The sequence below is a fragment of the Micromonospora purpureochromogenes genome, assembly GCF_900091515.1.
Classification (GTDB): domain Bacteria; phylum Actinomycetota; class Actinomycetes; order Mycobacteriales; family Micromonosporaceae; genus Micromonospora; species Micromonospora purpureochromogenes.
The window spans coordinates 6,123,099-6,145,261 of sequence record NZ_LT607410.1 but is presented as its reverse complement, the minus strand read 5'-3'; the positions used below and the strand labels follow the sequence as shown (position 1 = coordinate 6,145,261).

At 72.4% G+C, this 22,163-nt stretch carries 20 protein-coding genes; 17 read left to right on the top strand and 3 right to left on the bottom strand.

The window, feature by feature from the left end; all coding sequences use genetic code 11:
• Positions 1–13 precede the first annotated feature (13 nt).
• Entirely contained in the window at positions 14–1,237 is a 1,224-nt protein-coding gene (locus GA0074696_RS28025) for an SUKH-3 domain-containing protein (protein WP_231925500.1), read from the bottom strand.
• A gap of 172 nt (positions 1,238–1,409) precedes the next feature.
• On the opposite strand from GA0074696_RS28025, the gene GA0074696_RS28020 reads away from it, so the two are divergent.
• From GA0074696_RS28020 to ahcY, 14 genes are all read left to right on the top strand, one after another.
• Entirely contained in the window at positions 1,410–1,745 is a 336-nt protein-coding gene (locus tag GA0074696_RS28020; RefSeq protein WP_231925179.1) for a YbaB/EbfC family nucleoid-associated protein, read from the top strand.
• Complete coding sequence (locus tag GA0074696_RS28015) at positions 1,738–2,082, top strand: hypothetical protein (protein ID WP_088963857.1); 345 nt, start codon at positions 1,738–1,740, stop codon at positions 2,080–2,082. The genes GA0074696_RS28020 and GA0074696_RS28015 overlap by 8 nt, the downstream gene beginning before the upstream one ends.
• Before the next feature lie 18 nt (positions 2,083–2,100).
• Entirely contained in the window at positions 2,101–6,549 is a 4,449-nt protein-coding gene (locus GA0074696_RS28010) for a toxin glutamine deamidase domain-containing protein (protein ID WP_088963856.1), read from the top strand.
• The gene (locus GA0074696_RS28005; protein ID WP_088963855.1) at positions 6,546–6,983 is read left to right on the top strand and encodes a hypothetical protein; all 438 of its coding nucleotides are present in this window, start codon (positions 6,546–6,548) and stop codon (positions 6,981–6,983) included. The genes GA0074696_RS28010 and GA0074696_RS28005 overlap by 4 nt, the downstream gene beginning before the upstream one ends.
• A 77-nt stretch (positions 6,984–7,060) precedes the next feature.
• A complete protein-coding gene (locus tag GA0074696_RS28000) occupies positions 7,061–7,645 on the top strand; it encodes a DinB family protein (RefSeq protein ID WP_088963854.1) in 585 nt (194 codons plus the stop codon).
• Positions 7,646–7,718: 73 nt separating this feature from the next.
• On the top strand, positions 7,719–7,916 hold the full coding sequence (locus GA0074696_RS27995) for a hypothetical protein (RefSeq protein WP_157746133.1): 198 nt from the start codon (positions 7,719–7,721) through the stop codon (positions 7,914–7,916).
• 143 nt (positions 7,917–8,059) lie between these two features.
• Positions 8,060–8,731, top strand: a complete 672-nt coding sequence (nfi, locus tag GA0074696_RS27990; protein ID WP_231925178.1) for a deoxyribonuclease V — start codon at positions 8,060–8,062, stop codon at positions 8,729–8,731.
• Positions 8,732–8,934: 203 nt separating this feature from the next.
• Complete coding sequence (locus GA0074696_RS27985; RefSeq protein WP_088963851.1) at positions 8,935–10,053, top strand: hypothetical protein; 1,119 nt, start codon at positions 8,935–8,937, stop codon at positions 10,051–10,053.
• 70 nt (positions 10,054–10,123) lie between these two features.
• Positions 10,124–11,506: a phosphomannomutase/phosphoglucomutase gene (locus GA0074696_RS27980; protein ID WP_088963850.1), complete on the top strand. Its 1,383-nt coding sequence runs from the start codon at positions 10,124–10,126 to the stop codon at positions 11,504–11,506.
• 62 nt (positions 11,507–11,568) lie between these two features.
• Positions 11,569–11,754: a Trm112 family protein gene (locus GA0074696_RS27975; protein ID WP_088963849.1), complete on the top strand. Its 186-nt coding sequence runs from the start codon at positions 11,569–11,571 to the stop codon at positions 11,752–11,754.
• On the top strand, positions 11,751–12,947 hold the full coding sequence (locus GA0074696_RS27970; RefSeq protein WP_088963848.1) for an SIS domain-containing protein: 1,197 nt from the start codon (positions 11,751–11,753) through the stop codon (positions 12,945–12,947). Before GA0074696_RS27975 ends, GA0074696_RS27970 begins: the two co-directional genes overlap by 4 nt.
• Before the next feature lie 73 nt (positions 12,948–13,020).
• Entirely contained in the window at positions 13,021–14,028 is a 1,008-nt protein-coding gene (locus tag GA0074696_RS27965) for a cation diffusion facilitator family transporter (protein WP_088963847.1), read from the top strand.
• 2 nt (positions 14,029–14,030) lie between these two features.
• The gene (manA, locus tag GA0074696_RS27960) at positions 14,031–15,194 is read left to right on the top strand and encodes a mannose-6-phosphate isomerase, class I (protein WP_088963846.1); all 1,164 of its coding nucleotides are present in this window, start codon (positions 14,031–14,033) and stop codon (positions 15,192–15,194) included.
• A 297-nt stretch (positions 15,195–15,491) separates the two neighbouring features.
• Positions 15,492–16,979 (top strand): adenosylhomocysteinase, encoded by a 1,488-nt coding sequence (gene ahcY, locus GA0074696_RS27955; RefSeq protein WP_088963845.1) that lies wholly within the window; start codon positions 15,492–15,494, stop codon positions 16,977–16,979.
• Positions 16,980–17,144: 165 nt separating this feature from the next.
• Here the strand turns inward: ahcY and GA0074696_RS31275 are convergent, their stop codons facing one another.
• The gene (locus GA0074696_RS31275) at positions 17,145–17,297 is read right to left on the bottom strand and encodes a hypothetical protein (RefSeq protein WP_172894484.1); all 153 of its coding nucleotides are present in this window, start codon (positions 17,295–17,297) and stop codon (positions 17,145–17,147) included.
• A 284-nt stretch (positions 17,298–17,581) separates the two neighbouring features.
• Here GA0074696_RS31275 and efeU point away from each other — a divergent pair, with 284 nt between their 5' ends.
• Genes efeU through efeB form a run of 3 tightly spaced genes read left to right on the top strand, consistent with a single transcriptional unit; the run spans position 17,582 to position 21,053 of the window.
• Entirely contained in the window at positions 17,582–18,553 is a 972-nt protein-coding gene (gene efeU, locus GA0074696_RS27950) for an iron uptake transporter permease EfeU (protein WP_088963844.1), read from the top strand.
• Positions 18,554–18,582: 29 nt separating this feature from the next.
• A complete protein-coding gene (gene efeO, locus GA0074696_RS27945) occupies positions 18,583–19,716 on the top strand; it encodes an iron uptake system protein EfeO (RefSeq protein ID WP_088963843.1) in 1,134 nt (377 codons plus the stop codon).
• A gap of 23 nt (positions 19,717–19,739) precedes the next feature.
• Positions 19,740–21,053 (top strand): iron uptake transporter deferrochelatase/peroxidase subunit, encoded by a 1,314-nt coding sequence (efeB, locus tag GA0074696_RS27940; protein ID WP_088963842.1) that lies wholly within the window; start codon positions 19,740–19,742, stop codon positions 21,051–21,053.
• Between the two features lie 81 nt (positions 21,054–21,134).
• Here efeB and GA0074696_RS27935 read toward each other — a convergent pair whose 3' ends face one another.
• Positions 21,135–22,127, bottom strand: coding sequence for an RDD family protein (locus GA0074696_RS27935; RefSeq protein ID WP_231925177.1), 993 nt, complete (start codon positions 22,125–22,127; stop codon positions 21,135–21,137).
• Positions 22,128–22,163: the final 36 nt, after the last annotated feature.

Genomic DNA, 22,163 nt, shown 5'->3' with positions numbered 1-22,163 from the left:
ATATGCCCGCCGCTCACCAGGTGCCGTCGTCGCGGACCCGGGCCGGGGCCAGGCCGAGCAGCAGCGTGGTGAGCGCGGCGTCGATGTCGTCGCCGAGGAACCACTCGCCGGCCTGATCCAGGGCGAAGATCCGGCCGTGCTCGTCCACCGCGAGGATGCTGTCCTGCCGTTCGGAGCCGATCGGGAACAGTCGAACGCCGAGGACGGCACCGAAGTCGGCGAGGGTGTCGGCGGTGTGCGCCGCATGGAGTGGATCGATGCCGAACCAGGAAATCCACACCTCTCGTCCCGGGCCGCGACGGCCGGACGTCAGGCCCGGAAACCGCGTGAGTGCTTCCTGAGCAGCCGGAAGGTCCGGATGGCCGCTGACTCGCTCCTGTGTCTCAAGGATCGCGATCCGCGCGATGTCTGCGTCTCCGCGGCCGGGCCGCCAACCGCCATCCACAAGCGCACTCGCCACCTCAGCTGGGAAGCGGCCCGGCTCCGGTGAGGTGTGCGTCTCCGGTCGCAACTCCCGCGTGTATGCCAGATCCGACCACCCGACCACTGCGAAGTGAACCAGGAAGTTCAGGCAGAAATCGCATGCTCGATCGGCCGGACCGGCGGCCGGATCTCCTGGTTCCCGCACGCGGAAAATCTGGAACGGGGATTCGAAGAGAAGCAGCTCCGCCTCCCGCATCGTCAGCGGAGCCTCGCCCGCTGCGGCGCGTCGGTGGTCGTACTCGTGGAGGACGTCGGAGACGACGATCAGCTCGGCGTGGCGGTCGCCGCCCCGCACCAGGTGCCCGGCCGGCAGGTCGTCCAGGTACGCGCGGACCAGCGGGTGGTGGTGCAGCTCGACGTCGCCCTTGGCGCCGTGGCCGAGGTACGTGCGGCCCTCGACGGTGAGGTGGGCGACCGTGGCCGGCGTCGGCAGCCGCCGGATCTCGCGGAGCAGCTGGCTGGCCGGGTCGACCGTGCGTGGCGCCGGGCCACCGGTGGGGCGACTGCGCCGGTACATCTGCTCGACCGCGGCGACCGGCACCCGCGGCCAGGTGGAGACCTCGCCGGTCTCCTTGTCCACCACGGTCGTGGGCAGGTCACCCGGCACGGTGTCGATGTCGGGGCTTACGACCGAGCGGATCACATACCCCAGGTCGAACTCGTCGATCCTCGGGCGGCACTCGTAGCCGAGGCGCTGCGAGTCGCGGCGAGCCCACACCGTGGCGAGTTGCTCGGCCTGCTGGCGATCGATCACGAGCTGAAAACTACCGGACCCCCACGACTTCGTGGCACCCGGTATGGTTCGCCTGACTGAACGTGACCGGGGGAGGGTGGCGTTGGCCGAAAGTGTCGACCGGGAGGCCAATCGCGCGCTCCGGGCGCGGTTCGACGAGGTGTACGGGCAGTACCGGCGGCTTCGGTCCGGTTTGGACGAACTGCAGACCAAGCTGGCGGAGCTGCGGATCACCGAACGCTCCGACGACGGTCAGGTGACCGCCACCGTGGGAGCCCGGGGCGAGTTGATCGCCGTGGAGCTCAGTCCGGCCGTTTACCACGCCCGGGACGCGAGAGATCTGAGCCGGAAGATCACCACGACGGTCCACCGGGCCACCGCTGCCGCCGTCGCCGCCACCCAGGAGTTGGTTGCCGGTTACCTGCCGGCGGGGTCCGGCTCGGTGGACTTCATCCGCAGCGGTGACTTCGGTGCGCTGCTCGGCCGGGCCGACGCGGCCCTTCAGGGCGAAGGGGAACGGCGTGGCTGAGGGGCAGCTCTGGCTCGACCCGGACCGGGCCCGGCGGGGCGGCACCGACCTCCACCTTGCCGGCGAGGCGGTCGGCACCCGACGTGAGCAGGTCGGCGGTCGCATCGCGGCGGCGAGCGCCCAGCGCCCATGGGGTCGCGACGACATCGGCGCCGCGTTCGAGAAGAGCTACCGCGGTTACGAGGAGACGCTGCTGCGCGCCTGGGAGGGGGTCGGCCGGGCGTTGGCCGGGCTCGGTGCCGACGTCGTGGCGTCCGTCGACGCCACAGTGGAGACCGACGCCGCGAGCGGCCGGCGCCTCGACGGGGTGTCCGGCCAGCACGACTACCGGCGCTGACCTGCGGAGGACCGAGCCGTGAGCCTGCTGCCCAGCCCGATCCCGCACCCGCTCGAATACAGCCCCTGGGACCTGCCGGGCTGGGTCTACGAGGCACTCGACTGGGTCATCGGGGTGGAGTGGCCGGAGGGGGACGAACGCGCCGTCTGGGACCTCGCCGACCAGTGGTACGGCGTCGCCGCGGCGCTCGCCGGTCCGCGCGACGACGCGATCACCGCCGCGGCCGAGGTGCGCAGTGGGTACGGCGGCATCGGCCTGGTGGCCGAGGCGTTCGACACCGCCTGGCGGCGGGTTGCCGAAGGCGACGAGGCGCCCCTGCCCGTCCTGCTCGCGGTCAGCGGCGACCTCGGCCGGCTGGTCGAGGAGTGCGGCTGCGACATCGAGGGCGCCAAGCTCGAGGTCTGGATCGAGTTGGGCATCCTCGTCGTCGAGCTGCTGGCGATCGCCGTGGCCAGCGTGGTGACCGCCGGTGCCGCGTCACCCGCCGTGGGGGCGGCGACCACCGCCAGCCGGCTGGTGGTCCAGCAGATCTTCAAGCGGCTGCTGGCCCAACTCGCGAAGAAGGAACTGAAGCAGGGCCTCAAGGAGGCCGGGGAGCGGGCCGCCAAGGAGGTGGCCCGGGGCGGCATGCGTGGGCTGGGCAAGCGCGCCGCCAGGGGCGGGCTGGAGGAGGCGGCCGAGGAGTCCGGGATCAGCCTCGCCACGCAGGCGTACCAGAATTCCACCGGACGTCGCCACGGCCTGGACCTGGCCGACCTCGGCACGTCGGCGGTCGGTGGGCTCGCCGGCGGCGCGGTGGCACCGCTGGCGGGGCTCGGCCGGCACGCCCACGGTCGCGGCGCGCGGATCGCCGAACACTTCGGGCGGGAGATGACCGGCGAGACCCTCGCCGAGGGCGCGGCGGGCCTGGCCACCGGCCAGGGCGTCCTGTCGCTGGAGGACGCCGCGCGGGCGGCCGTCTCCGGTGCCACCGGTTCGGCGACCGGCCAGGTCGACGCCGCGGTGCGCGCCCGCGTCGACGGGCAGTTGAGTGCGCTCGCCGCGCCGCTCCCGCCGATGGAGTTGCCCCTCGTGTCGCCGGCCGTGGCTGCGGGCGACCTCCCCTCGCCCCGCGACGGCTCGTCTGCCGAGGCGGACGCTTCGGCGTTGTCCGGTGGCTCCGGACCGGGCGCGGCGCTTGCCGCCCCCCTCGCGGACGCCGCTCCGCCGGCGCCCCCGCCGGATCGGGAGGCCGTGGCGGCGGGCCGGGGAGACACAGTTCCGGCTGCGGAGGGCGGGTCGGCGTCGGGTCCCGGGGTGTCAGTGGCCGTGACCGCGGATACCGACGCCGCCGCGTCGACTCAGGCGGCCCACGGACCGGCGTCGGGCAGCCCCACGCTCTCGTCGGTCACCACGGAACGCCCGCCGTCGCCACAGGTTGGCGATGTGCCTGCCACCGCGGCTCACTCCACCACCACACCGACGGCTGCCAACCCGGCGACCTCCACCCCGGTGACCACCGGCCCCGTGACGACCTCCGCCACCACGGCGATGCCCACCACCGTGACGAGATCGGGCACTGTGACGTCGTCCGCGACCGTGACGACGTCCGGCTCTGTGACGTCGCACGCCACCGTGACGTCGTCCGGCACTGCGGCGGTCGGCACGGCGACCAGCGTCCCTCCAGCCAGTGGGAACGGGCCTGCCTCGGCGCACCCGCCGGTGGCCGCCGCTCACGGCAGCCCTCCGACCGCCACTCCGCCACAGGTGCAGCGGCCCGGCTCGGTAGGTGCGGATCCATCGCCTCGGCAGGGTCCAGGGACACCACACCAGGACGGTGACGTCGGCACACCGAACCGGTTCCCGTCGCTGGAGGCGCTGGCCCCGGCGACCTCACCACTTCCCGAGGCGCAACCGTCGCCCGTTCCATTGGGACCGGCCACTGGACTGCCACGCCCGAGGACGCCCGAGTGGTACGCCGCGAATTGGGCGGCCGAGCGGGAAGCTCTGGAGCGATGCCGCTACCAGGGCTACTTCGAGTCACAGCGAGCCTGGTACGAGGACAAGCGGCGGTTCGACGCGGCCAGCCGCCGTAAGGATGTGGCTCGGACCCACGAGGAAAGAGCACGCCGGTCTGCTCGTCGCGCGATCGAGTTGCAGCGCGAGGGTCGCGTCGAAATGGCGGACTGGTTCCAGCGGCTTGCGAACCAGGACCAGCGTGACGCTTTCGACGAGCAGGATCTGGCCGATGACATTCTGGCCGGCAGGGTCGTGCCGGACGAGGTCTTCATCGACAACCCGGCCGACTTCCAGCGGATCAACGACGACGTCGCCGACCTGGCCCTCGGTGCGGTCGAGACGAGCGACCGGTCGGCGCTGACCGGTGCCGACGACGACCCGCCGCCGATCGACCGTTCCCGCCGGTACGGGCAGTGGGGTGGGCTGCGCCCGCCGCTGGCACTGCACCAGACCGACCTCGAACGGCAGATGCCCCGCCACCCCGACGGCAGCGTCGTGCGGACCGCCGATCCCCGGCAGGGCGGGTGGTTCGCGCTCGCCAACGACGGCGGGCCGCAGGCCGACCCCACGCGCGGCATCAACTGCCTCGACTGCACGCTGTCGCTCTTCGAGACCTGGGTACACGGCCGGCCGCGGGTCTCCGCGCCGCGTACCTTCGACGGCTACGCCGCGGGTGACATCCGCTGTCTGATCATGGGCGAGAAGAACGGCCCGCGGCGGGTGGAGCAGGTCACCGGCGGGCGTTTCCAGAAGCTGGTGGGCCGACGGGAAGGGGCGACGGACAGTCCGACCCTGCACGACGCGGTCGACCGTGGCTTCGAGAACCTGCGCGTCCAGCTGAAGATCGGCGGCCACGGCAGCTACGCGTTCCTCATCACCGAGTGGGAGAACGGCGGGTCCCACGCCTGGGTCGCCCTCAACCAGAACGGCACCATCCTCTACCTCGACCCGCAGAGCGGCGCAGTCCACGACCAGCCCCTCTACCGCCATCAGGGTGTCGCCGACCCGGACAACGTCATCAGCGTCGACGCCCTCGTGCTCGGCGGTGACGGCCGGCCGATGCCGCTGGGTGGGCTGGCCCGGGGACGGTTCAGCGTCCTCCCCGATCTGCCCGACTATCCGTCGACGCCGGAGGACGAGGCCGGGTACCGCGACCCGTACCTGAACCGCCTCCACCTGCTCGACGGTCCGGGCATCGCTTCCCCTGGAAACGGTCCTCCGGCAAACGGCGTGCCACCTGCCGCGCCCGACCCTCCGCCGGATCCCGATGAGCCGCCCGGCGAAGCGGAAGAACTGCGGCGAGCACGTCAACTCGCGTACCGCGAGCGCCAGGCTGCCGGGCTGCCGGCTCGTGAGGTCGTCGCGGTGAGCGCCGGTCTCGACGCGGTGTTCGAAGCAGGCGTCACCCCTGCCGAGGTGGCCGCCCAGCTCGAGGGTCCGACGCTTCGGCGGCTCGCCCCGCACCTCGACGAGGCGGCGGCCCACGACGTGGCGCGGTTGCTCGCCGATCCGCGAGTTGCTCGCATGCTCGACGAAACGTGGCAGACGCCCCCGTACGGCGAGCCGATGCTCGCCGAGACGCTGGCTAGGCAGTTGACGCAGCATCCGGATCTGGCTCGGATGGTCCTGGCCACGCCGGAGCTCGCGAACTCGCTGACGGCGCGTCCGCTGACGCTGCACCACCTCGCGGCCGATCAGCGGGCCATCGACGTCCTGGGGTCAGTGCTCGACGACATCTCCGCGACGGGGCGGGCACGTGGCACCTCTACTGCGTCGTCCGTACATGCGACGCCACTGACTACTGAGCAGCGGCAGATCTCAGAAGCCATCAAGGCCCGTAAGCAACCCGTGTACCAGTCCGACTTCGATCTGTCGAGGCAGCACGATGAAGAATATCGGCTGGCGTACCTCAAGAACCTCTACCAGGCTGCCGAGGTGGCGCAGCGCGAGTTGAATCAGGTCGCCTCGTCCCTGGCGGCTGGCAATGGCCGCCCTGGCTGGCGGCGCCAACGCAAGGGCTATCGCCGTGTTCTGGACAAACTCATTGAGTACGATAACGACGCATCCAAGTTGAAGGACCTGGCCGCAGCCAAGGTGCAATTTGATCGCCTGGAAGACGTATACGCAGCGCTTGCTGCGTTGGGCCGGCGCACCGACGCTGTGGTGCTTAACATCAAGGATCGTTTCATCAAGCCCCTGACGAGCGGATATCGCGATGTGCTGCTCAGCTTGCGGATGTCCAACGGCCACGTCGCCGAACTGCGCCTGCATCTTGCCGCAATGGACGATGTTGCGGTGTGGGAGCATCCTCTTTACGAGGTTCGGCGAGACCTGGAGGCGATTGCCGAGGCTGAGGGTCGCGAGCTGACAGCCGCAGAGGTTCGGATCATGGACGGTTTGCTCTGCAGGGAGCGGGAAGCCTTCTGGTCGGCACTGAACCGGGGCGAAAGTGAGAGTGGACGGCGTTGAGACGGGCAGAGGGTCTTGAGCTCCCAGCATTCTTCAACTACTACGACACGCCGGTGAAGGTCGTCGGTACCCCTGATGGCGGCATGCTCGCTTGGAAGTTGGTCAGAGAGACCGGCGGCTGGCAGTCGGCGGACCGGCTGATTGACAAGATTTTGTTGGTGGGCGGCGATGGCGTGGAGGCTCTGAGTCGCAGTGAGTTCATAGAGTTGACCGAGTACGAGAGGGGGCGTTATCTCAGGGGAAGTGGCCCGGTCTTCGCACTCTATGAAACCGTCAGCGCTATTACCGACGCATTGGCCCGAGAGCGGAGGTATCCGACTCCCGAGGAGACAGCCCTGATCCGCGGGATCCATCAGAAGACCTTCGTCATGTTCGAGGAAGAGCTCCAGCGCGCGGGCGAGGAAGGTGCCGATCCCTTGCTTACGGACAGTTGATGAGGGTTGCGGAGAAGCGTCTTTCGTAGCTCCAGAATTCTCTTGCCACCCGCGCGCAGGTGGGTCAGGGTCGCGACATGACGGACCCTCACGCCGACGCCCCCGCTGACCTCCCCACCCGCTCCTTCGGCTGGTCGGACATGTTCCTCAAGCCCGAGGACGACCCCCGGTCCGACGGTGGCTTCGACGACGAGCGCAGCATCCTGGTCGGCTACCTGCGTGATCACCGGCTGACCCTGGAACTCAAGTGCGCCGACCTCGACGCCGAGGCGCTGGCCCGGCGTAGCGTGCCGCCGTCGACGATGTCGCTGCTCGGCCTGGTCCGGCACATGGCCGAGGTGGAGCGGGGCTGGTTCCGCCGCACCATGGCCGGCGAGGACGCGCCGCGGATCTGGTGCACCGAGGAGGAGCCCGACGCCGACTTCGACGGCGCGGTCGCCGATCCGAAGGTCGTCGAGGAGGCGTGGGCGGCGTGGCGTGCGGAGGTCGCCTACGCCGAGCGGTTCGTTGACGAGGCTGCCGACCTGGGCGTCAAGGGGCACCGGGGTGACCTGAGCATCTCGCTGCGCCAGCTGCTGGTGCACATGATCGAGGAGTACGCCCGCCACAACGGCCACGCCGACTTCCTTCGCGAGCGCATCGACGGCCGCGTCGGTCAGTGACCTGGACGAGCGGTGCGGGCGGCCCGCTCAGCAGGCACGGCAGCGGGTTGTGAGATCCACATAGGCTCGGGTCATGACGAACTCCGGCATGTCCCAGCGGCAGTCGACGGCATGGGCCAGCGGCCTTCTGCTGGGCCTCGTCATCGGCCTGGCCCTCTTCCGGGACACTGGCGGGGTGGCCTTCGGCGTCGCGATCGGTGTCGCCTTCGCGGTCGCCTTCGGTGGCACCCGTACGGACGAGCGGCCGGACGCGGCCGACAGCGGCGAATAGGGACGGCCGCCGGTTCCCGCCACACGGTGTGAGTCTGGGTGATCCACATCATGTGCGCGATGTTGCGGTGTCCGTGGCTGGGGACACCGCAACGTCGCGCAAGTGGAGTCGATGACGACCAGCGGGGACGGAGAGAGGCGCCGGTGCAGGTGGACACGCCGAGGACGGTCGCGGAGGCGGTGGCCGTACAGGATCGGTTGCGGCCGCTGGCGGACCTGGTCGGGCCCGGCCCCAGCCGGCCCGCGACGGTGGCCGGCCTCGACGTCGCGTACGCGGAGAGCGGTGACCTGCTCGCGGCGGCCGTCACCGTGCTCGACGCCGCGACCCTGGCGGTGGTCGACCGGTCGGTCAGCGTGGGCCGGCCCGCCTTCGACTACGTGCCGGGGCTGTTCGCCTTCCGTGAGCTGCCGGCGTTGCTGGCTGCCCTCGACGGGCTGACGGTGCAGCCGGAGCTGCTGCTCTGCGACGGGCACGGGCTGGCTCACCCGCGCCGGTTCGGGCTCGCCTGTCACCTGGGGGTGGTGACCGGGCTGCCGGCGATCGGGGTCGGCAAGACGCGGCTGGTCGGCGAATCGGCGGAGCCGGGGCTGCGGCGCGGTGACAGTACGCCGCTGGTCGACGGGGGCGAGACCGTCGGGCGGGTGCTGCGGACCCGGGACGGCGTCAAGCCGGTCTTCGTCAGCGTCGGGCACCGGATGAGCCTCGACAACGCCGTCGAGCAGGTGCTCGCGCTCACGCCGCGCTACCGGCTGCCGGAGACCACTCGCACCGCCGACCGGCTCTGCCGCGACGCCCTGGCCGCCGCCCGCACCTGACTCTGCGCGACAACCCTGCCGGCTCCCCACCGTCATCGCGATCGCCCCAGCCGCACCCCGGCAGAGAAGGCGACCGGCGTGATCCGGGACACGGTCGGCAGGGTAATGCGGCACACATCTGGAGCGCTCGATGGCGAGAGCACCCCCCGACCCGGTAGTAGCCTGACGCCGGACTTCAGCGGGGGAGAGACGGTGAGGTGGAGATGTCCGTGCGTCGGCAGTTCGTACGGCTGGTGACGGCTGCTGCGCTGCTCGGCGGCCTGCTCGTCGTCGGCGCCGCCCCCGCGTACGCCGACTCCGACCGGGTCGGGGTCCACGCGGCGAGCAGCTTCAGCGCGGGTGGTTCCGCGGGCGGCGTCTCGATGGAGGTGCGCAAGCGCACGGAGGGTTGCGTGTTGCTGCGCAGTTCGCTCGGGTTGCAACTGACCGGGTTGAATCCGGACCAGGTGCGGGTACAGGTGAACATCGGCGGCCGCTGGTTCCCGGTGCCGGTCTCCGGCGGCGGTGGCAGCGTCGCCACCGGCCGTACCTCGCCGGTGAATGCCACGTTGTGCAAGGGGAAGAGCATCACCGTTCGCTACCGGGTCGCGTTCGTCGCGGGCGCGCCGGCGGGCAGGTTGGAGGTGGTCGGCGAGGCGACGACCGCCGTCGGCCGGTTGATCGGCCGGGGCGCCGACACCTCCCGGGTGGGCGGCAGCCTCGCCGGGAGCCCGTCGACCCGCAAGCCCACCCCGACGCCCACCCCGAGCGCGACCGGGACCCCGGCCGCCGTCACGGACGAGCCGACCCAGGCCGTCCTCGCCGCCCCGACCACCGGCCAGGCCGTCGCCGCTGCCGAAGAGTCCTCCGGAGGATCCATGATCATGTGGTTCGGCATCGCCCTGGTAGCCATCGGCGCCGGGTTGATCGCTCTGCTCATCCGCAACAACCGCAAGGACCGCGGGCCCGCCGACGAGCAGGCGTACCCGGCCGTCCCGCTGCCCCGCAGCTCCGGTCCGACCACCTACCGCTCCGGCGGCGGGGTGCCGGGCGCGACCCCCGCGCCGAACCCCCAGGTGTACGGCCAGCAGCCCGCCCCCGCGCGCCCCAGCGGCCTGTACGGCGGCGCCGGCGCGTACCCGACCGTCCCGTCCACCCCCCGCCCGTCCGGCGGGGTGTACGGCGCGCCGACCTCGGCCCCGCCGGCCGCCACGCCCCCGGCGCCGCAGCGACCCGCCACGCCGCCGGCCGCCACGCCCCCGGTGCCGCAGCGACCCGCCACGCCGCCGGCCGCCCCGCCCGACGGTGAGGCGACCACCTTCATGCCCCGCCTCCCCGGCTAGGACGGGGCGGACCCGGTCGCTCCGTTAGGCTCAGGTTCGTTGACGACCTGCTGTCGAGGAGTGAATCCCGGTGTCTGACCTGTCCCAGATCGTGAAGGCGTACGACGTCCGGGGGACGGTGCCGGACCAGTGGGACGAGCGCACCGCCGAGGCGCTCGGGGCGGCCTTCACGCAGGTGCTCAACGACAGCGGCGAACCGGGCGACGCGGTGCTGATCGCGCACGACATGCGGGCCACCGGCCCCGCCCTGGCGAGCGCCTTCGCCACCGGCGTGCGCGCCGAGGGCCGTACGGTGATCGAGCTGGGGCTGGGCTCCACCGACATGCTCTACTACGCCTCAGGCGCGCTGGGCCTGCCCGGCGCGATGTTCACCGCCAGCCACAACCCGGCGCAGTACAACGGCATCAAGATGTGTCGCTCCGGCGCCCGTCCGATCGGGCAGGACAGCGGCCTGGCCGACATCCGGGACCGGGCGCAGGCGCTGCTCGACGCCGGTGAGCGGGTGGCCGGCGAGCAGCCCGCTCCGGCCCGGCGGCGCGACCTGCTGCCGGACTACGCCGCCCACCTGCGCAAGCTGGTCGACCTGTCGAGCATCCGGCCGCTGAAGGTGGTCGTCGACGCGGGGAACGGGATGGGCGGCTACACCGTGCCCACCGTGCTCGGCGAGGCCGCCCTGCCGGCCCTGCCGCTGGAGATCGTGCCGCTCTACTTCGAGCTGGACGGGACCTTCCCCAACCACGAGGCCAACCCGCTCGACCCGAAGAACCTGGTCGACCTCCAGCGCGCGGTGGTGGCGCACAGCGCCGACATCGGGCTCGCCTTCGACGGCGACGCCGACCGCTGCTTCGTGGTCGACGAGCGCGGCGAGCCGGTCTCCCCTTCCGCGATCACCGCCCTGGTGGCGGCCCGGGAACTGGCCAAGCATCCCGGCTCCACGGTGATCCACAACCTGATCACCTCCCGCGCGGTGCCGGAGATCATCCGCGAGCACGGCGGCCAGCCGGTGGTGACCCGGGTCGGCCACTCGTTCATCAAGGCCGAGATGGCCCGCACCAACGCCGTCTTCGGCGGCGAGCACTCCGCGCACTACTACTTCCGGGACTTCTGGTTCGCCGACACCGGCATGCTCGCCGCCATGCACACCCTGGCCGCCCTCGGCGAGCAGTCCCAGCCGCTGTCGATCCTGGCCAGCATCTACGAGCGGTACGCCGCCTCCGGTGAGATCAACTCCACGGTGGCCGACCAGGCGGCGAAGGTCGCCGAGGTGCGCGCCGCGTACCCGGACGCGGAGGTCGACGAGCTGGACGGCCTCACCCTGCGCTTCCCGGACGGGGCCTGGTTCAACCTGCGCCCCTCCAACACCGAGCCGCTGCTGCGGCTCAACGTGGAGGGCCCGACCGAGGAGCGGATGATCGCGCTGCGCGACGAGGTGCTGGAGCGCGTTCGCCGATAAGATCGCCTGCGCCGGTCGGCACCGCCGACCGGCGAGACCGCACACGTGGAAGGAGCCGCACCGTGGCCCTGGACCCGCAGTTGCTCGAGATCCTCGCCTGCCCGGACACACACCACGCCCCGCTGGACTACGACGCGCAGGCGCAGACCCTCACCTGCACCGAGTGCGGTCGCGTCTTCGAGGTACGCGACGACGTACCGGTGCTGCTGCTGGACGAGGCGCGCGGCGGCCCCGAGGCGCAGCGGTGATGGACGGTACGGCCGGGGTCAGCGGCCGGCGGGTGGCCGACGAGTCGGTGCTGGACAACCCGGACACCTTCAGCGAGCAGGACCCGGGCGGCATGCTGCGGTTCACCGCCTCGGCCGGCGCCCAGGTGCGCGAGTCGGCCGCCCTGGCCGCCGAGGCCAACCTGTCGCTGCTGGAGGACGACCTTCGCCCCCGGGCGGTCGTCATCGCCGGCATCGGCACCGCCGGGCGTACCGGTGACGTACTCGCCACGGTCGCCGGGCCGCGCTGCCCGGTGCCGGTCATCCCGCACCGCAGCGCCGGCGTGCCCGGCTGGGTCGGCGCGGCCGACGTGGTGATCGCGGTCAGCGCCTCCGGTCGCAGCCCCGAGGCGCTCGGCGCCGCCGAGGCCGCGCACCGCCGGGGTGCCCGGCTGGTCGCGGTGGGCGCGCCCGACTCGCAGCTCCAGGCGGTCGCCGAGCGGGCCCGCGCCCCGTTCATCCCGGTGCCCCGGCGCGCGCCCGCTCGGGCGAGTCTCTGGGCGCTCACCGTGCCGGTTCTGCTCGCCGCCCGTACGCTCGGCCTGGTGAAGGTCAACGAGGCGGATCTGGCGGAGACCGCGGCCCGGCTGGACGCCGACGCCGACCGGTGCCGTCCCACCGCCGAGTCCTTCGTCAACCCGGCGAAGTCGCTGGCCCTCGGGCTGGCCGGGTCCATCCCGATCGTCTGGGGGTCGTCCCCGCTGGCCACCGTCGCGGCCCGGCGCTTCGGCGACACGCTGTCGGCCAACGCCCGCTACCCGGTGGTCACCGGGGCGCTCGGCGAGGCCGGCCGGGGGCGCGTCGGCCTGCTCGACGGCGTCTTCGGCGGCCTGGTCGAGTCGGCGCGGGACATCTTCGCCGACCGGGACGAGGCCGAGGGCGACCCGACCCGACTGCGGCTGGTGCTGCTGCGCGACGGCGGGCTCAACGCCGAGGACGACACCGACGAGCCGCTCGCCGTCGAGGAGCGCCGCGCCGCGGCCGTGCAGACCCTCGCCGAGCAGCGCGGGGTGCGCTGCGACGTGGTGACCGCCGAGGGCGGCTCCGCGCTGGAGCGGCTCGCCTCGCTCGTGGCCGTACCCGACTTCGCCTCGGTCTACCTGGCACTGGCCCACGGCCTGGACCCGATGGCGGTCCCGGCGATCACCGAAATGAAGGAGCTGTCGAACCAGTGAGCGAACGCAAGGGGCGAACCGTCCTGCTCAGCGGCGTGGCGACCGATGTCGCGCAGCGGAATGGGGCGGGAGCGTGAGCGCGAACGGCGGAACCAAGGCGGTCGTCGCCGCCCTGCTGGCCAACGTGGGCATCGCCGTCACCAAGTTCATCGCGTTCCTCCTGACGGGTTCCTCGTCGATGCTGGCGGAGTCGATCCACTCGGTCGCCGACTCCGGCAACCAGGGCCTGCTGCTGCTGGGCGGCAAGCGAGCCAAGCGCGAGGCCACCCCGCAGCACCCCTTCGGGTACGGCCGGGAGCGCTACGTCTACGCGTTCATCGTCTCGATCGTGCTGTTCAGCGTCGGTGGTCTCTTCGCGCTCTACGAGGCGTACCACAAGTGGCACGACAAGGAGGGCATCCACGAGTACCAGTGGGTGCCGGTCGCCGTGCTGGTGATCGCGATCATCATGGAGTCGTTCTCCTTCCGGACCGCCATCAATGAGTCCAACCACATCCGGGGAAACCAGTCCTGGGTGAAGTTCGTCCGCCGGGCCAAGGCCCCCGAGCTGCCGGTGGTGCTGCTGGAGGACCTCGGCGCGCTGATCGGTCTGGTCTTCGCGCTCTTCGGCGTCGGCATGACGCTGATCACCGGCAACGGCGAGTGGGACGCGGCCGGCACCGCCATGATCGGCGTGCTGCTGGTGACGATCGCGATCATCCTCGCCATCGAGACCAAGAGCCTGCTGCTCGGTGAGGGCGTCGAGCCGCCGGATCTGGCGAAGATCGAGCAGGCGGTCACCGGCGGTCCCGAGGTCGAGCGGATCATCCACATGAAGACGCTCTACCTCGGCCCCGAGGAGCTGCTGGTCGCGGCGAAGATCGGCGTGCCGCCCTGTGACAGCGCCGAGGAGCTGGCCCGCGGCATCAACGCCGTCGAGGCGCGGATCCGCGCGGCCGTGCCGATCGCTCGGGTGATCTACCTGGAGCCGGACGTCTACAGCGCCGCCGCCGACCGCGCCGGCACCGGTGCGGCCTCGCACACCGCCGTACCCGGGCCGGAGGCTGAGCCCGGCGAGGCGTCCGGGCGGGCCGGAGGCTGAGCATGGAGCTGCTGCACGGCTCGATCCGCGACTACGCCTGGGGGTCCCGCTCGGCCATCGCCGAGTTGCAGGGGCGCCCGGTGCCCAGCGACGGGCCGGAGGCGGAGCTGTGGCTGGGCGCCCACCCGGGCGCCCCGGCCACGGTCGACCGCGGCGGCGAGCGGACGAGCCTGGTCGACCTGGTCGCCGCAGAGCCGGGCCACTGGCTGGGCGATCAGGTGGTCGACCGGTTCGGCACCCGGCTGCCGTTCCTGCTGAAGGTGCTCGCCGCCGACGCCCCGCTGAGTCTGCAGGCCCACCCCGATTCGGAGCAGGCCCAGGCCGGGTACATCGCCGACGGCGCGCGCGTCCAGGGGCGGCGCAACTACGTCGACCCGTACCACAAGCCGGAGCTGCTGGTCGCGCTCGCGCCGATGGAGGCGCTCTGCGGGTTCCGCGACCCGGCGGACTCGGCGGACGTGCTCGCCGCGTTCGGCGTACCCGCACTGGAGCCGGTGGTGGCCGCGCTGCGCACCGGGCCCACGGGCCTGCGGGACGCCGTGCGCCTGCTGTTGACCTGGCCGGCGGCGCAGCGCGCCGGGCTGGTCGACGCGGTGGTGGCGGCGCGCGTCGCCGGCCCGGACGCCGAACTGGCCCGGTCGCTGGCGGCCGACTACCCGGGTGACCCGGGGGTGCTGGTGGCGTTGCTGCTCAACCACGTGCGGCTGGCGCCGGGGGAGGCGATCTGGATGCCGGCCGGCAACCTGCACGCCTACCTGCGCGGCACCGGGGTGGAGATCATGGCGGCCAGCGACAACGTGCTGCGCGGCGGGCTCACGCCGAAGCACGTCGACGTCGACGAGCTGCTGCGGGTGCTGCGCTTCGAGGTGCTGGCCGAGCCGGTGGTCATGGCGCGGCCGGTGGCGCCGGGCGTGGTCTGCTGGCCGGTGCCGGTCGAGGACTTCGCCCTGCACCGGGTGACGGTGGACGCGGCCACGCCGGACGTGCGGTTGCCGCTGCCCGGGCCCCGGGTGGTGCTCTGCCGGGCCGGCCGGGTCTCGGTGGACGACGGGACCGGCCCGGTCACCCTCGCTCCCGGCCAGGCCGCCGTCGGGCCGGCCGCGGCGGGCCCGCTGGTCTTCACCGGCACGGGTGAGGCGTTCGTCGCCACCGCCGGCCTCCGCTGACGCCTTGTCGAGCTGACTCCCGGCCCGCGCGCCCGCGACACGAGTCCGACTTTTCCGAAATAGCTTGACTCGCCTCTGGCGCAGTGTGACTCTATGGGTACGCAGCGTTGTCGCGACGAAGGTCCGGTAGCGCGCGGGGAACCAAACCGGGGGGATGCACGGGGCGGCCGGCACGTGGACGGAAAGTCTGTCCATCACCGACCGCCCCGTGCGCTGTCTCCGGCGGCCGCCCGTGCGGGGCTGGGCCATGCGCGTAAGGTGGAAGGTCGTGCAGCACACCGTTCGACAGGAGCTTCCATGACCAGCACCCTCCCGGCGTCCACCAGTGGCGCGCGGCCGAGCACCCTCGCCGAGGGCGACTACAAGGTGGCGGATCTGTCGCTCGCCGAGTTCGGGCGCAAGGAGATCCGGCTCGCCGAGCACGAGATGCCCGGCCTGATGGCGATCCGCCGCGAGTTCGCCGGCGCCCAGCCGCTCGCCGGCGCCCGGGTCACCGGCTCGCTGCACATGACCATCCAGACGGCCGTCCTGATCGAGACCCTGGTCGCGCTCGGCGCGCAGGTCCGCTGGGCGTCCTGCAACATCTTCTCCACCCAGGACCACGCCGCCGCCGCGATCGTCGTCGGCCCGGACGGCACCCCCGAGGCCCCGGCCGGCGTACCGGTGTACGCCTGGAAGGGCGAGAGCCTGGAGGAGTACTGGTGGTGCACCGAGCAGGTGCTCGCCTGGCCCGACGGCGCCGGCCCGAACATGATCCTCGACGACGGTGGTGACGCCACCCTGCTCGTCCACAAGGGCGTCGAGTTCGAGAAGGCCGGGGTCGTCCCGCCGGTCGAGTCCGCCGACTCCGAGGAGTACGCGGTCATCCTCGGGCTGCTGCACCGCTCGCTCGCCGAGGACGGCCAGCGCTGGACCCGGATCGCCGCCGCCATCAAGGGCGTGACCGAGGAGACCACCACCGGCGTGCACCGGCTCTACGAGATGCACCGCGCCGGCACCCTGCTCTTCCCGGCCATCAACGTCAACGACTCGGTGACCAAGAGCAAGTTCGACAACAAGTACGGCTGCCGCCACTCGCTCATCGACGGCATCAACCGGGCCACCGACGTCCTCATCGGCGGCAAGATGGCGGTCGTCATGGGCTACGGCGACGTGGGCAAGGGCTGCGCCGAGTCGCTGCGCGGCCAGGGCGCCCGGGTCGTGGTGACCGAGGTCGACCCGATCTGCGCGCTGCAGGCGGCGATGGACGGCTACCAGGTCGCCACCCTGGACGACGTGGTCGAGCAGGCCGACATCTTCATCACCGCGACCGGCTGCTTCGACGTCATCACCAACGAGCACATGGCCCGGATGAAGCACCAGGCCATCGTCGGCAACATCGGCCACTTCGACAACGAGATCGACATGGCCGGTCTGGCCAAGCGCTCGGACGTCACGCGGGAGAACATCAAGCCGCAGGTCGACCTCTGGAAGTTCGACGACGGCCACGCCATCATCGTGCTCTCCGAGGGCCGCCTGCTGAACCTGGGCAACGCCACCGGCCACCCGAGCTTCGTGATGTCGAACTCGTTCGCCAACCAGACGATCGCCCAGATCGAGCTGTTCACCAAGACCGACGAGTACCCGGTCGGCGTGTACGTGCTGCCGAAGCACCTGGACGAGAAGGTCGCCCGGCTGCACCTGGGGGCGCTGGGCGCCAAGCTCAGCCAGCTCACCAAGGAGCAGGCCGCCTACCTCGGTGTCGCCATCGAGGGCCCGTTCAAGCCGGAGCACTACCGCTACTGAGTTCCGCCTCGACGAGGACCGGGTCGGCCGCCGCGCGGCCGGCCCGGTCCTTTTCGCGTACGCCCACGGCCGGGTCCCCCCGGCGCTCCGCGCCGGCTCCCGCCGCCCCCGTCCCCCCTCCCGCCCGCTGCGGGATGGCGCTCGGCGCTGGGGCGTGGTGGGGGGTCAGTGTGGGGTGCGGCGGGTGGGTCGGATCCAGGTCCAGACGCACCAGGCCAGCCAGGCCAGTGACACGGCGGCGGCCAGCGGGCGCAGCCGCAGCTCGCTGAGCACCACGACCAGCGCCAGCACCGCGAGCCAGGGCAGCAGGCCCCTCACGGTCGGCGTCCGGTGGCGTGCGGCCGAGCGGTGGTGGACCGCCGCCGGTGTGCGGGGTCGGCGGCCGCCGGCGCGGGGGCGGAAGGCCCTGGCGGCGGTGGATCGGCCGGCGTGCTGGTGGAAGTGATCAAGGAGACCTCGTCCCGTCCGTGAACGTCCGGCCGATCCTGTCACGGGACGCACAGGTGAACTCGTGGCGATCGACTTGACGGCACCCCGGGAGCAGGAGGAAGGTAAGTCTGCCCTAAGTTAACTGAGGCAACCCTCATCAACTCGGAGTGTCGATGTTCGCCACGTACCTGATCGGCCTGCGTGAGGGCCTGGAAGCGACCCTGGTGGTCAGCATCCTGGTCGCCTTCCTGGTGAAGTCGCAGCGCCGGGACCGGCTGCCCCAGGTGTGGGCCGGCGTCGGTCTGGCCGTGGTGCTGTCGGTGCTCTTCGGCTGGTTGATCGAGTACACCTCCACCTCGCTGCTCGCCCGCTCGGAGGACCGCGAGCTGTTCGAGGCGGTGACCTCCGTCGCGGCCGTGGTCTTCGTGACCTGGATGATCTTCTGGATGCGCAAGGCCGCCCGGACGATCGCCGGCGAGCTGCGGGGCAAGCTCACCGAGGCGCTGGCGGTCGGCTCGCTCGCGGTGGCCGGCATGAGCTTCCTCGCGGTGATCCGGGAGGGGCTGGAGACCGCCCTGATCTTCTACTCCGCCGCCCGGGGCGCGGCCGGGGACAGCGGCCCGCTGCTGGCGCTGATCGGCGGCATCGCCACCGCCGTGGTGATCGGCGTCCTGCTCTACGCCAGCGCGCTGCGGATCAACCTGTCGAAGTTCTTCACCTGGACCGGCGCGCTGCTCATCCTCGTCGCCGCCGGCATCCTCAAGTACGGCGTGCACGACTTCCAGGAGGCCGGCGTCCTGCCCGGCCTGAACGACCTGGCCTTCGACATCACCTCGGTGCTCGACCCGAGCACCTGGTACGCCGCCCTGCTCGCCGGGATGTTCAACATCACCGCCACCCCGAGCGTGCTCGAGATGGTCGCCTGGGTCGCCTACGCCGTGCCGGTGCTGTTCCTCTTCCTCCGCAAGCCGTCGACCGCCGGCAGGCCCACCGCCCCGGCCGCGACGCCGACTCCGCCCACGACCACCCCGACCGGCGAAGCGACCCCGGCCGGCGAAGCCGCCCCGGACACTGACGCCGCCCCGGCCGGGACGCCCGCCGGGTCCGACACCGACCGCCCGGCCTCCGCGCCGCAGCGCGCCTGAACCCACCTGCTCCGAGGAGACAAGAACTGATGCGTACCACCCGCTTCCTGGTGCTCGCCGCCGCCGGCGTGCTGGCCGTCACCGGTGTGACCGCCTGCAGTGACGGCAAGGAGCAGGACGGCGCGAAGGGCGCCGACGCGGTGAAGGTCAAGGCCAGCGACACCGCCTGCGAGGTCGACGTCACCGCCCTCGACGCCGGCCAGGCGACCTTCACCATCACCAACTCCGGCAGCAAGGTCAACGAGTTCTACGTGTACGCCGCCGGTGACCGGGTGATGGGCGAGGTGGAGAACATCGCCCCGGGGCTCAGCCGCGAGCTGCGCGTCGAGCTGCCGGCCGGGACGTACGAGACGGCGTGCAAGCCGGGGATGAGCGGCCGGGGCATCCGGGGCGCGCTGAAGGTCAGCGGCACCGCCGCGACCGTCGCGCCGGACGCCGCGCTGGCCCAGGCCACGGCCAGCTACCAGCGGTACGTGGCCAGCCAGACCGGCGCCCTGCTGACCAGGACCGAGGAGTTCGTCGCCGCGGTCAAGGCCGGCGACGTGGCCAAGGCCAAGGCGCTCTACCCGGTCGCCCGCACCTACTGGGAGCGGATCGAGCCGGTGGCGGAGATCTTCGGCGACCTCGACCCCAAGATCGACGGCCGTGAGGAGGTCATCGAGGAGGGCATGGAGTTCACCGGCTTCCACCGGATCGAGAAGGACCTCTGGCAGTCCGGCGACATCAGCAAGGACGGCCCGATCGCCGACCGGCTGCTCGCCGACGTCAAGGAGATCGTGGCCAAGGCCAACGCCGAGAAGCTCAACCCGCTCCAGCTCGCCAACGGCGCCAAGGAGCTCCTCGACGAGGTCGCCAGCGGCAAGATCACCGGCGAGGAGGACCGCTACTCGCACACCGACCTCTGGGACTTCAGCGCCAACCTGGAGGGTTCGAAGGCCGCGATCGCCGCGCTGCGCCCGGCCCTGGAGCAGCGCTCGCCCGAACTGGTCACCCAGCTCGACACGGAGTTCGCCAACGTCGAGAAGGCGCTCGGCCAGCACCGGGCCGGTGACGGCTGGAAGCTGCACACCGAACTGAGCAAGGCGCAGCTCAAGGAGCTGTCCGACAGCATCAACGCCCTCGCCGAGCCGATCAGCAAGGTCGCCGCCGTCGTCGCCCGATGACGGCCGGTCCCACAGGAGAACTGATGAGCGAGCAGAGCAGCGCGTCCACCACGTCCACCGAGGCTCCCCGGGGCGGGCTGTCCCGGCGGCGGGCCATCACCCTCGCCGGGGTCGGGGTCGCCGGGGTGGCCGGCGTCGCCGCCGGCGCCGGCGCGCTGCTCCGCGACGCCGACCAGGCGGTGGCCGGCGACGTGGCGGCCGGCGCGGTGCCGTTCCACGGCGAGCACCAGGCCGGCATCACCACCCCCGCCCAGGACCGGCTGCACTTCGTCGCGTTCGACGTGATCACCAAGGACCGGGCCCGGCTGGTGGCGCTGCTCCAGGAGTGGACGGCCGCCGCGGCCCGGATGACCACCGGCCGGGACGCCGGGGTGATCGGCGCGGTCGACGGCATGCCGGAGGCCCCGCCGGACGACACCGGCGAGGCGCTCGGCCTGCCGCCGTCGCAGCTCACCCTCACCATCGGCTTCGGCCCGACGCTGTTCCGGGACGCGCAGGGCCGGGACCGGTTCGGCATCGCCGACCGGCGCCCCGCCGCCCTGGCCGACCTGCCGCACTTCGCCGGGGACGCGCTGCGCCCGGAGATCTCCGGCGGCGACCTCTGCGTCCAGGCCTGCGCCAACGACCCGCAGGTGGCGGTGCACGCCATCCGCAACCTGGCCCGGATCGGCATGGGCGTGGTCAGCGTCCGCTGGTCGCAGCTGGGCTTCGGGCGTACCTCGTCGACCTCGCGGGACCAGGCGACGCCGCGCAACCTCTTCGGCTTCAAGGACGGCACCGCCAACCTCAAGGCCGAGGACGCCGGGCTGCTGCGCGAGCAGCTCTGGGCCCAGCCCGGTGACGGACCGGACTGGATGACCGGCGGGTCGTACCTGGTCACCCGGAAGATCCGGATGCAGGTCGAGACCTGGGACCGCACCTCGCTGGTCGAGCAGGAGCAGATCGTCGGGCGAACCAAGGGCGTCGGCGCGCCGCTGGGCCGCCGGGACGAGTTCGACGAGCCCGACTTCGCCGCCAAGGGCGACGACGGGGCGGCGGTGATCGCCGACACCGCGCACGTGCGGCTCGCCCACCCGAGCCGCAACAACGGCGCCCGGCTGCTGCGTCGGGGCTACAACTTCGTGGACGGCTCCGACGGCCTGGGCCGCCTCGACGCCGGGCTCTTCTTCATGGCGTACCAGCGGGACCCGCGCAAGCAGTTCGTGCCGATCCAGACCCAGCTGGCGCGCAACGACGCGATGAACGAGTACCTGCGGCACGTCTCCAGCGCGCTCTTCGCCTGCCCGCCCGGCGTCCGGGACGCCGCCGACTGGTGGGGCCGCTCGCTCTTCAGCTGACCGTTCCCGCCGCCGTCCGGCCGAGCGGGCCATCGGTGCCCGTAGCCGGTCGTGCCGGCGTCGCGGGCCGGTGACCCGCCGTCAGGCCGGGGGTGCCGGCGGGCCCGACGCGGGTCGGGGGGCCGGGACCGCCGGCCGGAGGCCGGCCGCGGTGGCGTCCGCGATCGCCCCGACGGGTACGGCGGGTGCGGCCGGGGCCGGTGACAGCTCGGGCCAGAGGCTGGCGGTGAGCGTGCGGGCCCGACGCAGCCGCAGCGCCCCACGGCGGTTCCGTTCGGCCAGCACGGCGGCGAGCAGCAGCGGCTCCGGTACGCGGGCCGGCGGGGGCGGCGTCGTCACCGCGGCCACCTCGCTCCACAGTGCCCGCGCCAGCAGGGTCCGCGACGGCTCGGCGAACCGGTGCGCCCGGGTCAGGTACTGCCGTAGGGCCAGGGCCAGCGGGTCGTCCAGCCGGGTCAGGTCCAGGCTGACCGCCCAGCCGGTCAGCGGCGGAATGATCATCGGTGCCGCCAGCCAGGGCTGCTGGGTGCGGGTGTGCACCACCATCGTGCCGGCCACCAGGTCGCCCAGGCGCCGGCCGCGCCGGTCGCTGAGCATCACCGCCACTCCGGCGACCCAGCTCAGCAGCGGCAGCACCAGACCGGGCCACTCCACCGCAACCCCGACCAGCGCCCGGCTCAGCGACTGCCGTACCCCGACCGGGCCGCCGTCGGCACTGACCACCCGCAGCCCGACGGCCATCTTGCCCGGCGTACGGCCGTGGTTGAAGCGTTCGAAGAGCACCGGGTAGCCGACCAGCAGCAGCACCAGGAAGACGGTCGCCAGCGCGCTCATCAACGCCTCGTCGACGCCCGGCAGCGCGTTCAGCGCCAGGCCCGCCAGCGCCATCCCGAGCAGCACCACCAGCACCAGCTGGACCGCGACGTCCAGCAACAGCGCCAGCACCCGGGAGCCCAGCCGGGCCGCCCGCACGTCCAACTCGACGGCCTCGCCGCTGACCAGGCCGGCGTCGGCGCCCGTCGGGGAACGGTCGACCGCGCCGATCGCGGCGGGCACCGGTGGTTGCGCTCTCACCCGCACAGTGAACACTATGAGCGCCGGACGGGGGAG

Bases quoted from the DNA above. Each gene is read 5' to 3' on its own strand.
- GA0074696_RS28000 (WP_088963854.1), top strand. From the start codon at position 7,061: ATGACGGACCCTCACGCCGACGCCCCCGCTGACCTCCCCACCCGCTCC.
- GA0074696_RS27995 (WP_157746133.1), top strand. From the start codon at position 7,719: ATGACGAACTCCGGCATGTCCCAGCGGCAGTCGACGGCATGGGCCAGC.
- GA0074696_RS27985 (WP_088963851.1), top strand. From the start codon at position 8,935: ATGTCCGTGCGTCGGCAGTTCGTACGGCTGGTGACGGCTGCTGCGCTG.
- manA (WP_088963846.1), top strand. From the start codon at position 14,031: ATGGAGCTGCTGCACGGCTCGATCCGCGACTACGCCTGGGGGTCCCGC.
- ahcY (WP_088963845.1), top strand. From the start codon at position 15,492: ATGACCAGCACCCTCCCGGCGTCCACCAGTGGCGCGCGGCCGAGCACC.
- efeU (WP_088963844.1), top strand. From the start codon at position 17,582: ATGTTCGCCACGTACCTGATCGGCCTGCGTGAGGGCCTGGAAGCGACC.
- efeO (WP_088963843.1), top strand. From the start codon at position 18,583: ATGCGTACCACCCGCTTCCTGGTGCTCGCCGCCGCCGGCGTGCTGGCC.
- efeB (WP_088963842.1), top strand. From the start codon at position 19,740: ATGAGCGAGCAGAGCAGCGCGTCCACCACGTCCACCGAGGCTCCCCGG.